Source organism: Ruegeria sp. AM7, from assembly GCF_056535965.1.
In genome coordinates this window covers 248192-262689 of record NZ_JBQFJE010000003.1, presented here as the reverse complement: position 1 = coordinate 262689, position 14498 = coordinate 248192, and the positions used below count along the sequence as shown (strand labels likewise).

The 14498-nt window shown below is 59.3% G+C and carries 13 protein-coding genes and 1 tRNA gene; 4 read left to right on the top strand and 10 right to left on the bottom strand.

From position 1 onward, the window contains the following. Window positions 1-49 precede the first annotated feature (49 nt). Window positions 50-880: a LysR family transcriptional regulator gene (locus tag ACR3EG_RS04975; RefSeq protein ID WP_480483395.1), complete on the top strand. Its 831-nt coding sequence runs from the start codon at window positions 50-52 to the stop codon at window positions 878-880. On the opposite strand, the gene lptF is transcribed toward ACR3EG_RS04975, so the two are convergent. From lptF to ACR3EG_RS04960, 3 genes are all read right to left on the bottom strand, one after another. Further along, window positions 877-2010 (bottom strand): LPS export ABC transporter permease LptF, encoded by a 1134-nt coding sequence (gene lptF, locus ACR3EG_RS04970; protein WP_170527246.1) that lies wholly within the window; start codon window positions 2008-2010, stop codon window positions 877-879. The genes ACR3EG_RS04975 and lptF overlap by 4 nt on opposite strands. A 141-nt stretch (window positions 2011-2151) precedes the next feature. Further along, window positions 2152-2355, bottom strand: coding sequence for a hypothetical protein (locus tag ACR3EG_RS04965; RefSeq protein ID WP_480483393.1), 204 nt, complete (start codon window positions 2353-2355; stop codon window positions 2152-2154). Between the two features lie 136 nt (window positions 2356-2491). Next, a tRNA-Trp gene (locus ACR3EG_RS04960) sits at window positions 2492-2567 on the bottom strand. A gap of 143 nt (window positions 2568-2710) precedes the next feature. On the opposite strand from ACR3EG_RS04960, the gene ACR3EG_RS04955 reads away from it, so the two are divergent. Continuing rightward, window positions 2711-3415, top strand: a complete 705-nt coding sequence (locus ACR3EG_RS04955) for a lysophospholipid acyltransferase family protein (RefSeq protein WP_480483391.1) — start codon at window positions 2711-2713, stop codon at window positions 3413-3415. On the opposite strand, the gene ACR3EG_RS04950 is transcribed toward ACR3EG_RS04955, so the two are convergent. The 5 genes from ACR3EG_RS04950 to ACR3EG_RS04930 form a co-directional block, all read right to left on the bottom strand. Then, on the bottom strand, window positions 3412-3657 hold the full coding sequence (locus ACR3EG_RS04950) for a MoaD/ThiS family protein (protein WP_480483389.1): 246 nt from the start codon (window positions 3655-3657) through the stop codon (window positions 3412-3414). The genes ACR3EG_RS04955 and ACR3EG_RS04950 overlap by 4 nt on opposite strands. Then, the gene (locus tag ACR3EG_RS04945) at window positions 3650-5905 is read right to left on the bottom strand and encodes a xanthine dehydrogenase family protein molybdopterin-binding subunit (RefSeq protein WP_480483387.1); all 2256 of its coding nucleotides are present in this window, start codon (window positions 5903-5905) and stop codon (window positions 3650-3652) included. Before ACR3EG_RS04945 ends, ACR3EG_RS04950 begins: the two co-directional genes overlap by 8 nt. Then, window positions 5905-6384 (bottom strand): (2Fe-2S)-binding protein, encoded by a 480-nt coding sequence (locus ACR3EG_RS04940; protein WP_170353362.1) that lies wholly within the window; start codon window positions 6382-6384, stop codon window positions 5905-5907. The genes ACR3EG_RS04945 and ACR3EG_RS04940 overlap by 1 nt, the downstream gene beginning before the upstream one ends. After that, window positions 6381-7247: an FAD binding domain-containing protein gene (locus ACR3EG_RS04935; protein WP_480483385.1), complete on the bottom strand. Its 867-nt coding sequence runs from the start codon at window positions 7245-7247 to the stop codon at window positions 6381-6383. The genes ACR3EG_RS04940 and ACR3EG_RS04935 overlap by 4 nt, the downstream gene beginning before the upstream one ends. 128 nt (window positions 7248-7375) lie before the next feature. Further along, window positions 7376-10588: a reductive dehalogenase gene (locus ACR3EG_RS04930; RefSeq protein ID WP_480483383.1), complete on the bottom strand. Its 3213-nt coding sequence runs from the start codon at window positions 10586-10588 to the stop codon at window positions 7376-7378. A gap of 75 nt (window positions 10589-10663) precedes the next feature. Between ACR3EG_RS04930 and ACR3EG_RS04925 the strand changes: the two genes are divergently transcribed. Next, window positions 10664-11566, top strand: coding sequence for a LysR family transcriptional regulator (locus ACR3EG_RS04925; RefSeq protein ID WP_480483382.1), 903 nt, complete (start codon window positions 10664-10666; stop codon window positions 11564-11566). Here ACR3EG_RS04925 and ACR3EG_RS04920 read toward each other — a convergent pair. Then, on the bottom strand, window positions 11557-12408 hold the full coding sequence (locus ACR3EG_RS04920) for a LysR substrate-binding domain-containing protein (RefSeq protein WP_480483380.1): 852 nt from the start codon (window positions 12406-12408) through the stop codon (window positions 11557-11559). The two genes, ACR3EG_RS04925 and ACR3EG_RS04920, sit on opposite strands and share 10 nt — an antisense overlap. Before the next feature lie 103 nt (window positions 12409-12511). Here ACR3EG_RS04920 and ACR3EG_RS04915 point away from each other — a divergent pair, with 103 nt between their 5' ends. Then, complete coding sequence (locus ACR3EG_RS04915) at window positions 12512-13213, top strand: SDR family oxidoreductase (protein ID WP_480483378.1); 702 nt, start codon at window positions 12512-12514, stop codon at window positions 13211-13213. A gap of 2 nt (window positions 13214-13215) precedes the next feature. On the opposite strand, the gene ACR3EG_RS04910 is transcribed toward ACR3EG_RS04915, so the two are convergent. Then, window positions 13216-14487, bottom strand: a complete 1272-nt coding sequence (locus tag ACR3EG_RS04910) for an NAD(P)/FAD-dependent oxidoreductase (protein ID WP_480483376.1) — start codon at window positions 14485-14487, stop codon at window positions 13216-13218. Window positions 14488-14498 lie beyond the last annotated feature (11 nt).

Genomic DNA, 14498 nt, shown 5'->3' with positions numbered 1-14498 from the left:
CCAAAAAAATGATTTGATTTTATCAATTCGATGAAAAAATACTTTCAACATGCAAATCACAGCGCTCGAGACTTTCCTATGCGTGGCCGAAACCGGAGGGTTCCACGCCGCCGCCCGCAAGCTGAACGTGACACAGACCGCAGTCAGTGCCCGTATCCGGTCGATCGAGGAATCGACCGGAAAATCACTATTTAACCGCGGTGCAGGTGGCACCACCCTGACTGATTTTGGTCGACAATTCCGCCCCTATGCCGAGCAGATGTTGTCTCTGTGGTCTTTTGCTTCGCGGGATTTGCCTGCTCAATCGACAAACCGGATAGCTCTGCGTCTTGGAGCGCAACTCAGCATCTGGGATCCGTTGCTTGTCGATCTTGCTGTTCGATTTGAGCAGAAACTGGGCCAGTTGCTGCTGACCCTTAACTACGACCATGATCTGGACATGATCAACGCGGTCGCCACGCATGTATTGGACGCGGCCCTTACCCACGAAAGACCGTCAGACACACGGATCATTTCTGACGAACTAGCCCCAGAGCGCTTGCGGCTCGTCAAATCCGCAGGCTTGGGCGGCGACCCGGTGTTCGTCAACCTGGAACTGGGTGAGGTCTATCAGGACCATGTCCGCTCAACCGCGCGCAGTGCATCGGGACAAACAGTGTTTCTGGGCAATTGCATGATGGCGCTTCGCTATATCCTGCGGCGGGGCGGGATCGGCTATTTTCCAGACTACGTTATCGCCGACCATCTGGCATCTGGCGAATTGACGGCTGTGCCCGACGCGCGAGATCTGATGTTGCCACTCTATCTGGTCACGCGCCGTTCCAGCCCCGCGTTTGACAACATTCGGGATTGCCTGACTGATCTGAGAAAACCTGTCTAAGCTGCAGACGCCTGCCGCAGTCTGGACCGTCCTCTTACCAACGGCCTCCCTGCAATCAACAGGAACAGACATGATATCAGGATACCGATAATCGCTGGCAAATACAGCACGATCCACAACCCCGGATCGGCAACGACAATGGGCGAAACAAAACCGCGCACACCCTCTAAAAGCACCAAAATCGTAAAGGCACCGAAGATCTGCGGCCATAGGCCAAATCGCGAAAAACTACCCAGCATCAGGGTTGCGTATCCGGCCATTGAAACGGCGACGCAAATGGCGATCCACGAGAACCTCTGATGCAGCTCCTCGATCAATTCACCCTCAGTGAACCCTTCCGCCGCTGCTATTTCCGCCCGGTTTTGAAAAAGCTCATTGGTCGGGATCGCCTCGAGGCTTCGTTCTGTCATACGATTGGTGTTCGTTAACCCTGAGATGTCGTACGAGGCGTCCTCGAACAGTGTCGAAGAAAGCGTTTTGCCCTCTTGATCCAGGCGCAAAGCAACACCGTCCACCATAACCAGATGGATACCCGAACCGCCATTGACCAGATAGGCCGTTTTACTGGAGTAGCTCACGGGAGTTGCCTCATCCCTGCGGTCGGACACAAAGACCTCGTGCAAAGTCCCATCCAGGTCAATCCGACCGATATATACCGTGACGCCAGTGGTCGGGTGCAGAAACTCACCTTCGTTCAACAGCTGAGCGGTCACGTCGCCTGCGACTTCGGCCTGACGCAGTTCCAGCTGTTCGACCGAGGCAGGGCGCAGGAAAATACTGATCGACGCCATCATGGCGCCAGACACAAGACCAAACAGGAAAACCGCGCGCGCAAGGCGCCACGGGCTGGACCCGGTCGCCAGCATTACGGTCAGTTCACTTTCACGACTCAGTCGGTTGGTTGCGTAGACGGCCGCAGCAAATACAGCCATTGGCATCACGGTTCGGATTAGCGTCGGCAGAGTCAGGGCGGTAAATTCCAGAAACACAAGCGCCGACTGTCCGCCACTGATTACCCGGTCAAACAAGCTTACCGAGCGAGTGATCCAGAAGACCCCCACCAGAATTAGAGTGAAAAAGCCGAACAGAATCAGCAATTGTCGCAGGAAATATCCATCGAAACGCGACATGTATCCTCATCCGGCCCCTGGGTGTTTCACCGGACAATATGCCAATCGCTGGGCCGAGGAAACCGGAATGCGAAGGAATAGCCCAAATTGACCGTCCGTCGTCAGGGATTGCGGAGCAAACTACATTATCTTCGCGTACGGTCAGGCCGTCGGTCGTCCTGGTGCGTCACCCAATGCAAGCAACAACAGGATCGCCAATAAGGGTGATGCGACAAGACCTATCAGAAACCAGATGAGACCGGATCGGTTGCGGCGTCCCGCCATCGTAATCGGCAGAATGTAGAGCCAGATCACGAAAATGAATAACAAGAGCAAAAGAACAAGTTGGATAATAGGTGCGTCCATATCTGGGCCTCGTAATTTTATTACGAATCTGCCCGTTCTACGCGCAGTGTCAACACCGGCCGTTAGTTGCGTATTGACATAAAAAGCCTCGGATCCCGGGATCCGATCTCTCGACCTACTGATACAAAGTGTAATTTGGCAGGGGCAGCAGGGTTCGAACCCGCGACCTACGGTTTTGGAGACCGTCGCTCTACCAACTGAGCTATACCCCTAAGGTGCGCATCAGATATGCCAGCCGCGCGGCGGACTCAAGAGGCTTTTTCAGATTCTGTTGCTCTAAACCTGTGCGACAAACAAGTTGCGCATGGCGTTGAGTTCTATAAGACACAATTTGCTTGGCAAAAGGACCCCGCCCGTGAGTATCCGCAAGAAGATCGCTGATAGTGAAGCCCTGTTGAACTGGGCCGCGCGGCGCATTGCGTGGTATATCCGGCTGGTCCATCGCAACACCGAATGGCAGCGTATTGGCTATGAGGAACTGGACCAGTTGGCCGAACAGGGCGAACCGGTCATCGTGGTGCTGTGGCACCAAAGGCTGGCGCAATCGCCCTATTTCTATCCGTTGGACAAGGGGCCCATCTGCTCCATCACCTCGTCCGCGCGCGCGGGCAGCATGGTTGGTCGAGTGCAAAAATTGTTCGGCATGGACACGATCGCCATGACCAGCAAGAAATCGAACAACATTGCCGTGTCGCGCGAAGTGATCGGCAAAATGAAGCAAGGCATTTCCATCGGCATCGCCGCCGACGGTCCACGTGGGCCGGAAAGGGTGTTGTCCACGGTGCCTTTAGTCTGGGCAAGGACCTCGGGAAAGCGGGTGTTCGGGATCACCTTTTCCGCGGAACATGGTCGCGAGGCGGGCACATGGGATCGCCTGCTAATGCCGCGTCCCTGGCGCAACAAGGGCGTGTTTATTTGCCGGGAATGGACGGAAACCGTGCCGCGCAAAGCCTCGGACGAGCAGATTGAGGCGCTGCGCCTCAGCCTTGAACAACATATGAATGACATCACGGCCGAGGCCGACCGCATGGTTGGCCGCGAGCCTTGGTCGCCGTCCTAACCGCCGCGCAGACGCTGCATTAAGTAAACTTCACTGCCTTCGGGGATCGGTTCGGTCAGGCCGGTGGCGATGACGCGTCCGTCGATGGCGATGGACACGCCCGCCTCAATCGGGCCTTCCAGTTGCGGATGCGCCCTGACCAGTTCCCGCAACAGATCGCCGGTGGTTTTGGCCTCGACCTCCACCACCTGCTGACCCCCGGTCAAAGACCGGAGGCCGGACCAGAGGTGGACCTCAACCATTGTCCTTGAGCGCCGCCAGAATGCGCGGCGGGGACATTGGCAGTTGCTTCATCCGCACGCCAGCCGCGTTGGACACGGCATTGGCGATGGCGGCCAAGGGCGGCACGATGCCCGTCTCACCCACACCGCGCACACCGAAGGGGTGGCCGGGGTTGGGAACTTCGACGATCACCGTGTCGATCATGGGCAGGTCGCTGGCAACGGGAATGCGATAGTCAAGAAAGATCGAGTTCTGCAACCGCCCATCCTCGCCATAGATGTATTCCTCGTTCAGCGCCCAGCCGATACCTTGCGCGGCACCGCCCTGGAACTGGCCCTCGACATAGGTCGGATGGATCGCCTTACCGGCGTCCTGAATGACCGTATAGCGGGTGATCGTGGTCTTGCCGGTTTCCGGATCGACCTCGGCGTCAACAATGTGGGTGCCAAAGGACACGCCTGCGCCTTCGGGCGTCGCCTCAAAATGGCCCGAGATCGGACCCCCGGTGCGTCCCATTTTGGCGGTAATATCTGCCAACGGCATCGGGTCAAAGTCACCCGCGTTCGGGCCTGAAGGCACGGCGCAACCGTTTTCCCACTTTACGGCTTCAACCGGGATATCCCATTTGGCCGCCGCACGTTCGCACAGTTTTTCGACAGCATGGCGCGCCGCCTTGATCGTTGCCAGACCCGAGGCATAGGTCACCCGGCTGCCATGGCTGACGTCGTTATACCCCAGCGAGGCAGTGTCAGCGACCGTGACACGGATGTTCTCATATGGAATGCCCAACACCTCAGCCGCCATCAGCGCCATAGACGCGCGCGAGCCGCCGATGTCGGGCGTACCCACCATCAACTGGGCTGAGCCGTCTTCGGACAACGCCAAGGTTACCGACGTTTCACCCCCGTGGTTGAACCAGAAACCGCAGGAGACACCGCGTCCCTGCCCCGGCTTCAACGGCGCCGAATAATGCGGATGCGCCTTGGCGGCCTCGAGCGTTTCCACCAGACCGATGCGTTCATAACGCGGGCCATAGCTGGCCTTGGTGCCCTCATGCGCGGCGTTCTTTAGACGCACCTCGATCGGGTCGAGACCCAGCTTGTTGCACATCTCATCAATGACCGACTCGACCGCAAAAGCCCCCATCGGCGCGCCCGGCGCGCGATAAGCGGCTTGCTTGGGGCGGTTGGCCATCACGTCATAGCCGATCTGTTTGACGTTGGTCAGGTTATAGGCCGCAAAGGCGCACATGGCGGTCATATCGCCCGGCGCACCGGGGAACGCGCCGCCTTGCAGACGGAACTCGCCGCGTGCTGCGGTGATCGTGCCGTCCTTCTTCATGCCAATCTTGATATCCATCGAGGCCGAGGCGGTCGGCCCCGTCGCCCGGAACACTTCGGATCGGGTCATGACCAGCTTGACCGGGCGGTTCGCCTTGCGGCTCAGCGCCAGCGCGACCGGTTCGATGAAGACCGTGGTCTTACCGCCAAAACCGCCGCCAATCTCGGACGCGGTCACGCGCAGCTGCGAGGTTTCGATGCCCAGCAATGCCGCACATGTCTTTTGCGCAATCCAATGGCCTTGGGTGGTGCACCACAGCTCCCCCTTGCCATCGCTGCCCAGCAGGCCAAGACAGGCGTGGGGTTCGATATAGCCCTGATGGGTCGCCTCGGTGACAAAGCTGTCTTCGAGGACCAGATCTGCCTCGGCAAAGCCTGCGTCGACATCGCCATGACCGCTTTCGTGATACCGCACAACGTTGGGGTGCATCCCTTCGGGCACGGAATAATCCGCCGCACCTTCGCGAATGACCGGTGCATCCGGGGCCATCGCTTTGTCAACGTCGGTCACATGAGGCAATACCTCGTACTCAACCTCGATCAGCTTCAGCGCATCCCGCGCGGCCAGCGCCGAAGTCGCCGCCACCGCAGCCACCGCATGACCATCATAGAGAGCTTTCTCGCCCGCCATGACGTTTTCCAGCACGTTCCAGAATTCGCCCGCCAAACCGGGTTTGAACGGCACGTCGGCGAAATCAGCGCGTGTCACCACGGCTTTGACGTCTTTCAGCGCCTCGGCCTTCGATGTGTCGATTTTCACGATCCGCGCATGGGCGTGGGGTGAGCGCAGGATGGCGCCATGCAGCATGCCCGGTGCCGACATATCCGCGCCGAACTTGGCGCGGCCCGTTACCTTGTCCAACCCGTCAGGGCGGTTCGGACGGGTGCCGACAAAGGTGAAATCCGTTTTACGATCGTCCAGAGCCATTACGAAGCCTCCCGCAATTCTTCTGCCGTTTCCATGACGGCGCGAATGATCTTGTCATAGCCGGTGCAGCGGCACAGGTTGCCGGCTAGCCAGTACCGGGTTTCTTCCTCGGTCGGGTTGGGGTTTTTCTCCAGCAGCGATTTGGCCGCCACCAGAATGCCCGGCGTGCAGATGCCGCATTGCAGGGCTGCATGTTCGATGAATTTCTGCTGCAGCGGATGCAGCACGTCACCATCCGCGATACCTTCGACGGTTTCGATGGTCTTGCCCTCGGCTTCAGCACCCAGCATCAGGCAGGAACAGACCAGACGGCCATCAACTGTGACCGAGCACGCGCCGCAATCGCCAGTACCGCAACCCTCTTTCGCGCCGGTCAGGTTTAGCTTGTCGCGTAGGCAATCCAGCAGGGTTTCGCGCGGGTCGCACAGAAAATCGACCTCATCGCCGTTCACGGTGGTCGTTACGTGGAGCTTGCTCATGCTTTCTCTCCCTTCGCGCGGGCATAGGCGCTTTTCGCGGCGCGCTTGGCCAGAACGCCAGCGACCTCGGTGCGGAATGCGATCGTGCCGCGTTTGTCGTCGATTGGGTTACAGGCGGCCGATGCCGCAGCGGCCAACGCATCCAACGCAGCATCGTCCAGAGTGCTGCCGATAATGGCCTTGGCACAATCGTCAACCAGCAGGACAGTTGGTGCAACAGCCCCCAGCGAGACGCGTGCCTCGGTCACGGTATCACCGTCCAGACGCAGGCTGACACCCACGCCAACAACGGCGATGTCCATCTCGGTGCGCGGGATGAACCGCAGATACGCGTCACCCGCATTGTCCCCGCGCGCAGGGATGTTTACGGCCGAGATCACCTCACCCTTGGACAGCGAGGTCTTACCGGGTCCGGTTGGGATATCCTCGACAGCCACCTCACGCGTTCCATCCGGGCCAGTGACAGAAACGGTCACACCAGCGGCAACCATCGCAGGCACCGAATCCGCCGCCGGGGAGCCATTACACAGGTTGCCCGTCAACGTCGCGCGTCCTTGCACCTGGGTCGATCCGATCAGGTCCATCGCTTCAACCACGCCGGGCCAGTCGCGGCTCAGTTCAGCATGTTCGCTCATCTCGGCACCGGTTGCGGCAACGCCAAGGGTCCAACTGCCGTCTGCATTACGGGTGATGTCACTGACACCGTCGATCTTCTTGATGTCGATCAGCGTATCGGGCGTGACCAGTTCCGAGCGCAGCTGCACCAGAACATCCGTGCCTCCGGCCAGAAAGCGGGTGACCCCCGTTGCATTTGCAGCCAGAGCCGACGCCTCGGCAAAATTGGCGGGGCTGTGATAATCCATGAAAATACCTCGCACCTGTTGATCAGGGTTCACTAGGGTTCGGCAGGGACGTTAGTGCAGCGGCGCCCCAACGTCCATGGTTGGAGCGACCAATTTTTAAGATAAAAAAGTCGTTTCCTGACCTTGGCTCAGAGGTCGATCTCGATCACACCATCCGGCTGCGTCGCCCGGCTTTGGCACAGGATGATAGCGCTCTCACGTTGTTTCTTTGACAAAACGAAATCGCGGTGTTCGACCTCACCCGAAATCACGCCGCATTTGCAGACCCCGCAGATGCCATCGGCGCATTTCACATCGACGTGAATGCCTGCCTCGTTCAGCACCTGCGCTGCGTCTTTGTCGGCGGGAACAGTCAGATCACGACCCGATTTTGCCAGCCGCAAGGTGAAGGCGTGATTCTCATAGTCCGGCTGCTCGGGGACCGAGAAATACTCCAGATGCCGCGCTTCTTCGGGAAAGCCCTGACGCTCAGCCGCTTGCATAACTCCGTCCATGAAGCGTTCAGGACCGCAGGTATAGACGTGCCAGCCGTCTTGATACCCCGAAAGGACGGCTTCCAGATTGGCCCGTGTGCCTTCATCCGAGAAATGATAGTGCACGTGATCCGCCCAAGGCATCGCTGCCAGATCCTTCAGATACCCGGCCCCGGCACGGGTACTGGCCGAATAGTGAAGCTCGAACGGTTTGCCCAAGGCATGCAGACGGTGAGCAAAGGCGATCATCGGAGTGATGCCGATCCCGCCGCCCATCAGGAAGGTCTTGGTTGCGCCCTCGTCCAGTTCGAAATGGTTGATGGGTTTCGAGATGAAGACCTTGCGCCCTTCGTTGAAGATCCGGTGCAACAGGGCCGAGCCGCCGCGCCCCTCATCCTCGCGCAGCACGCCGATCTGATAAGTCATGCGGTCGGACGGGTCGCCGGACATAGAGTACTGCCGCAGAAACTCCGGCGCGACCAGCACGTCCAGATGCGCGCCCGCTGTCCATTCAGGCAAGGGTGATCCGTCCAGCGTCGAGAATTCGTACTTAGTCACATCTGCGGTCATTTTGTCGACCTTGGTCAGCGCCACACGCATCACCGGGGCATCGCCCGCGATAGTATAGCGGTGGATCACCGACAGATCGCCCGCCGCTTTGCGCGCCTTGTATTCCTCGGCCGTGACCATGGCCTCATAGGCTGAGATCCCAGCCTCGCGGTCCATGGCGAACGGATAGGGCCAGGGATGCGGGGCCAGATAGGCGGGGTAGACGGCCAGAGTCTGATCCTCGTATTTCAGGTCGAGGTCGGTTTGCAGATCGCGCCGGTTCAGCGGGTGGTCGGTCGGGCGATAGGCACCGTCCGGTTGCAGCTCCAGATCCCACCACCATTTCTTGACATCGTTCAGCCCGCCATTGCCCACCACATCATCCAACCGCGCCAGCGCGGGCGCGGCTTTGGGAATATTCATCGCGGCCCAGCGGAAGGGACGTTCCTTGAAGATGCCCTCAAGGTTCCAAGGGCAGGTCTTCATACACCGCCCGCACATCGCGCCGCCCGGCGTGGTCACGCGATAGGTGGCGCATTTCTGGCTGTCGGATTTCCAGATTTCATAGCCGTTGAACATCAGCTTCGGACCAGCAGTGATCGCACCCGAGGGGCATTCGCGGGCGCATTTGTTGCAGCTTTCGCAGAAGGTCTGCAGACCGAAATCGATCGGCTTGTCATGCGCCATCGGCATATCCGTCGTCACCGCGCCTGATTTCAGGCGGGGCCCCAAATAGGGGTTCAGGATCACTTCCCCGATCCGGCTAACCTCGCCCAGCCCAGACAACAACAGCAGTGGCGGCTGTAACACCTCGCCATCCATTACGGTATGCGCGCGGGCCTTATAGCCCAGATTGCGGATCTGCTGCGCGATCACTCCACCCAGCAACGAAAACCGCAGATAGGCGCGCATCGACTGGGCCACGCTGATCCAGTCATCACCGCTGGCGCCTTCCATCGTCTCATAACCCTGGTCGATGATCATGCTGATGGCCTGGTCGTGGGGCGGCGCGATCTCCTCGCCCGTTGCATCGTGCGAGTACCACGCCCAGTCCGGGCACCGGCTGAGGCCCACCGCATCGACCCCCAGAAAATACGTGGCCGCCTTGATATTCGCGGCATTGCGCGCGGCATCGGTCGGTGGCGTAGTCACCGCGCTTTCCCCATCCTGCAGCAACACAAACGCGCCCAGCGCGCGGCGTTGCGCGGTACTGGGCGCGGCCTTGCGCACGTAATACCCGCCCTTGGCCCCGTCTTGCAGATGCTTGCCCATATCCCCGAACTGCGCACGGGCGAACATGTCGGCGCGCTTGGGGACGCGGGCCACGTTTTCCTCATCAATATAGGTGGTTGGCGTTTCGACCCGCTTGAGGGTCTCAAACGGATGCGCCCCGTCCACATAGCGCCGCTTGGCAAAAGGATCGCGGTTCAACGCGTTCTTGGCAAAGCCCGTGCCCAACCACCATGCTGGGCCTTGAGTGCGGAACCACGGCTGCTGCGTCATGGGTTGCAGAGGCTGATCATGGGCGATCTCCATCTCGGTCGTGACCGCAGCCAGTCCGAACCGTTTACCCAGCCAAGGCGCGACCAGCTCTCCATCTTCGACCGAACATAGCCCCGCCGCGACGGCCAGCTTACCCAGATCAACCTCGGAAGACATGACCGTATGCGCCCGGGCGTCAAAGCCCAGAATGCGGATGTAGTTGGCGATGACCACGGCGTTTTCGGTCGCCAGAAGACAAGCGCGGTGGTCCTGCGCATCGGTGATCCAATCTGCGCCAGGCTCGTTGGGGTCCGGGTCGCGGTTGTGTTCGTACAGAAAGACAATCGCATGGCGATGGGTGTCCATGGGGCGCGGTTTGGCCTCCATGCTTTCTTTCAGATCGGCCATGATCAGGTCGATGCCTGAGGCCAGCGTCTTGGTCTGCCGTGTCTTAAGCGCATGCGCCAGACGGTCGATATCAGGGTTGCGGCGCGGCTCGGCCAGCAATACCTCGGGCGGCAAAGGTCCACAGCCCATCATTGAGGCATCGTTGAAATAGCCGAACGCTTTTAGATGGTTGGCACGACCGGTCAAATCGGCAGGCACCTCGGACTCCACCGGATTCACGAACCCATCCCGGATCGTATCCAGCATCGCTTGAAACTCACCCATCGCATTGACAATGCTCTCAGGGCGCTCAGGGCGATGAAAGCCAAGTGTTGGCATGGGCATCATCTCGGAAAGATCAGGCAAATCCGACTGCCGTGCTAACCGTTCTAGCGGGTATTGCCCCATATGAACCGGGCGGTTCTTGTCCGAGAAAAAGCGGATTCCCATCGCGCACCTCCTGATGATGACAGTCACCTATTGCGCACTGGACTGCAAATCCATTCATGAATAATCATACACGTCATGAGGAAAACTGATTTTACTGATCTGGACGGTAAGGTCTTGCGCGTGTTTCTGACCATTCTCGAAGAAAGTTCAGTATCGAAAGCGGCCGACCGGTTGGGCGTGACGCAATCAGCGATAAGCCATACGCTGGCCAAATTGCGACAGGTTCTAGGCGATCCGCTGTTTGTCCGCTCGGGTCAGGGGCTGACCCCGACCGAACGGGCTTTGTCGCTGAAAGACCCAGCGCAAAACGTGCTGGATGCAATGCGGGCGCTGACCGAAGACCGCCCGTTTGATCCGATGCTTGAGGAAATGCAATTTCAGATCGCTACCAACGACATGCCGCGCGAACTGATCTTTCCCGAACTGCTGCGCGCCACACGGGCCGAGGGCGTCCGGTTGCGGCTAGGGTTCATACCTTCGGGTGTTCCCGATCCGGACTTGTTGCGCAGCGACCGGTGCCAGCTGATGCTGACGCCCCTGCCGCCGGATGGGCCGGACATCTTTCAGAAACGTATTCTCTGCAGCCCATTGATGATCTTTTACGATGCAGAACGACGCTGTCCGCCGGACAGTTGGCACGCCTACTGTGCGACCGAACATGTTGACGTTCGGTTTCCCGATGGCCGCAGTTCGCGCGCCGTGATGCGGGGCGTAGACCAAAGCCAGATCAGACCATCCACCGTCACCTTGCCTCATTTCAACGCCATCCCGTCCTTTGTGAAAGGCAGCGACCTGATCTCGACCGACACCGCGTTGATGAAACGCGGGCCACTGGCTACGCTGGACTGCGCGCCCTTGCCGTTTAAATGCGAGCCGGTCTCGATCTACATGGTCTGGCATCAAAGGTCGGCAAACGATCCCGCTCATCGCTGGGTACGTAACAGGATCGAGTCCACCGCGGGCGCCCTTCAGACCTGAGAAAAAAGCCATTTTTGCACCACCTCGACCAGTTCCGGTTGTCGGGGGCGTTTTGGCACGACGATGTGAAAACCCAGATCCACGACCAGTATATCAGGCAGAGGTTGAACAAGGCGTCCTGACGCCAGTTCAGCCGCAACCAATGGCGCATTAGCAAGCGCTATCCCTTGCCCGGACACAGCCGCGTCAATGGCAAGGCTTGTCTGGCTAAAGTTCATCATTCGTGGCTTGCCGACGACTCCGGCCCGATCAAGGAACAAAGGCCAAAGACCGTGGGTGTCGTTCAAAAGGACTGCGCCTGACAGGTCCTGCGGCGCTTTGACTTGGGTGGCCAACGAAGGGCTACAGACCACAAGGAAATCAGTCGAAAACAGAGGCACCGATGATAAGTCGCTGCCAAATGGGGATCGACCCTGTCGCACGGCGATATCGACCCCGTCGCTTTTGAAATCTGCCAACCGCTCGCGCGCGTCGATCTGAACGGCGATATCCGGATACCGCGAGGAAAAGTCCTTTAGCCGTGGCACCAACCATTTCGACGCGAAACTGGGCGTGACCGAAATCGTAACATGTCTGTCGCCGGACAGATCAGTGACCGCCTCTTCGATCAAACGAAAAGCGCGGCGCAGAGGGGCATGAAACCTGCGTCCGGATTCGGTCAGCGCAAGGCCACGTGGCAGGCGATCAAACAGCTTCTCGGCCAATCGCGCTTCTAGTCCGCGCACCTGTTGGGCAACCGCCCCTTGCGTCACGCCCAGCTCTTCTGCTGCCAGTCGAAAGTTGAGATGTCGCGCCGAGGCTTCAAACGCGCGTAGGGCATTGAGCGGGGGTAATGCGGTCATATGACCATCCTGTAGATTTTCTACAGCATAGAAACAGAAGAACTGATTAGTCAAATGCGCCGACGAGGCGCATTTTCGGGTCATCAACAAACGGAGAGATCAAATGACCAAAGTGGCGCTTATCACAGCCGGTGGCAGCGGAATGGGTGCGGATTCCGCCCGGCGGCTGGCTGCAGACGGGTTCAAGGTCGGTATCCTGTCCTCTTCGGGCAAAGGCGAGGCACTGGCGCATGAATTGGGCGGTGTTGGCGTGACCGGTTCAAACCAATCTATAGAGGATCTGCAAAAGCTGGTCGACGCCGCGATGTCCCATTGGGGGCGTGTCGACGTTCTGGTCAACTCGGCCGGGCATGGACCCCGCGCATCGGTGCTGGAGCTGACGGACGAGGATTGGCACACAGGCATGGACGTCTATTTCATGAACGCCGTTCGCCCCACCCGTCTGGTTACACCGATCATGCAAGCGCAAGGGGGCGGGTCGATCATCAACATCTCGACTTTCGCCGCCTTCGAACCGGACCCGGTCTTCCCAACGTCGGGCGTGTTCCGCGCCGGACTGGCCGCCTTTACCAAGTTGTTTTCCGACCAATACGCCGCCGACAATATCCGCATGAATAATGTCCTGCCCGGCTTTATCGACAGCCTGCCCGAGAAAGAAGAGTTCCGCGCCCGTATCCCGCTGGGCCGCTATGGGCGCAGCTATGATGAGATCGCCTCGGTCGTGGCAATGCTGGCGTCCGAAGGCGGAGGCTACATCACAGGACAAAACATACGCGTCGACGGTGGCATCACGCGATCCGTCTAGGATCAGAACCGCGCCTTAATCAGATGCGTAAGCGCCGCGCCTGTCTCGAAACAGGCGCGCCGCAGGCCAGTCCAATTTTCCGAGTACTCAGCAACTGCCGGGACAGGCAGCAGACCCGGATCATTGCGCAACAGGCTTTTGGCCATTTGACGGCCAAAAACGGTACCTGGGCCGATACCACGGCCCGAGAACCCATGCGCTGCCAAGGCATTCGGGCCAATCTGCGTGATTTTGGGAATATGGTCTGACGTCATCGCAATGCGACCATGCCAACCTTGGGTCAGGGGCTGGTCGGACAGCTGCGGATAAAGCTCGGCCAACTTGCGTCTGATCCACGCCCTGTGGGCCCCGCTCCCTGCATGGCCCAGATCGCCCATCGCCCCGATGATAAAACGTCCCTCGTGATCCAACCGAAACGAGGTCATGATCAGGCCAGTATCCCAGGCACCCTCGCCTTGGTGCAGAATACTGGCGCGCAGGTTGTCCGAAAGCGGGCCTGTCGCGAACTGAAAATAGTAAACCGGTACATAGGCTGGCGCCGTTCCGGGTAAACCCCGGTGATAAGCGTTTGTGGCCTGGATCAATGCTTTGGCCCGAACAGTACCTTCTGCTGTGGTCAACACCCACACATCGCCGTCACGCGACAGCGATTGAACCGGGCTTTGCGTAAAGACCTGCGCCCCCGCCTCAACTGCCGCACGCGCAAGCCCGCGGACATAGTCCAACGGCTGGATCGTCCCCGCACGCGGATCAAAAACCGCACCGTGAAAAGCCGCGCTGCCGGTGCGCTGGCGGGTTTCGTCGGCTGACAAAAGCTCAATCGGGGCACCGGTCGCACTGAGTTGTGCATGACGGTTTTTCAGGTCCTTAAGCCCGGCAGGCGAATGCGCACAATGCAGGGTACCGTTGCGCACGGGCGCGCAGTCGATCCCATGTTGCTGGATCAGGTCAAACACATCGCCCGGCGCAGCCCCCAAAAGGTCGATAAGGCGGTCGCCTGCCGCCTCTCCCAAAAACGCACGAATTTCATCCGGTGGCAGCCACAGACCTGCATTGGCAAAGCCGACATTTCGGCCCGATCCGCCATGCCCGATTTCCTGCGCCTCAAGCAGAGCAACCGATGCGCCGGACTGCGCCGCCGTCAAAGCCGCTGAGCAGCCAGTGTACCCACCACCGATCACAGCCAGATCAACCGTCAGATCACTGGTCAAAAGGCTACTGGCCACGTGCTCCTTACCGGTATTCAGCCAGAGGGACTGGTCATGGTCGCTCACGTCGGACTCCT

What these genes read in the sequence shown, in the direction of transcription:
- ACR3EG_RS04975 (WP_480483395.1), top strand. Translation starts at nt 50, where the DNA reads ATGCAAATCACAGCGCTCGAGACTTTCCTATGCGTGGCCGAAACCGGA.
- lptF (WP_170527246.1), bottom strand. Translation starts at nt 2,010, where the DNA reads ATGTCGCGTTTCGATGGATATTTCCTGCGACAATTGCTGATTCTGTTC.
- ACR3EG_RS04965 (WP_480483393.1), bottom strand. Translation starts at nt 2,355, where the DNA reads ATGGACGCACCTATTATCCAACTTGTTCTTTTGCTCTTGTTATTCATT.
- ACR3EG_RS04950 (WP_480483389.1), bottom strand. Translation starts at nt 3,657, where the DNA reads ATGGTTGAGGTCCACCTCTGGTCCGGCCTCCGGTCTTTGACCGGGGGT.
- ACR3EG_RS04945 (WP_480483387.1), bottom strand. Translation starts at nt 5,905, where the DNA reads ATGGCTCTGGACGATCGTAAAACGGATTTCACCTTTGTCGGCACCCGT.
- ACR3EG_RS04940 (WP_170353362.1), bottom strand. Translation starts at nt 6,384, where the DNA reads ATGAGCAAGCTCCACGTAACGACCACCGTGAACGGCGATGAGGTCGAT.
- ACR3EG_RS04935 (WP_480483385.1), bottom strand. Translation starts at nt 7,247, where the DNA reads ATGGATTATCACAGCCCCGCCAATTTTGCCGAGGCGTCGGCTCTGGCT.
- ACR3EG_RS04930 (WP_480483383.1), bottom strand. Translation starts at nt 10,588, where the DNA reads ATGGGAATCCGCTTTTTCTCGGACAAGAACCGCCCGGTTCATATGGGG.
- ACR3EG_RS04925 (WP_480483382.1), top strand. Translation starts at nt 10,664, where the DNA reads ATGAGGAAAACTGATTTTACTGATCTGGACGGTAAGGTCTTGCGCGTG.
- ACR3EG_RS04920 (WP_480483380.1), bottom strand. Translation starts at nt 12,408, where the DNA reads ATGACCGCATTACCCCCGCTCAATGCCCTACGCGCGTTTGAAGCCTCG.
- ACR3EG_RS04915 (WP_480483378.1), top strand. Translation starts at nt 12,512, where the DNA reads ATGACCAAAGTGGCGCTTATCACAGCCGGTGGCAGCGGAATGGGTGCG.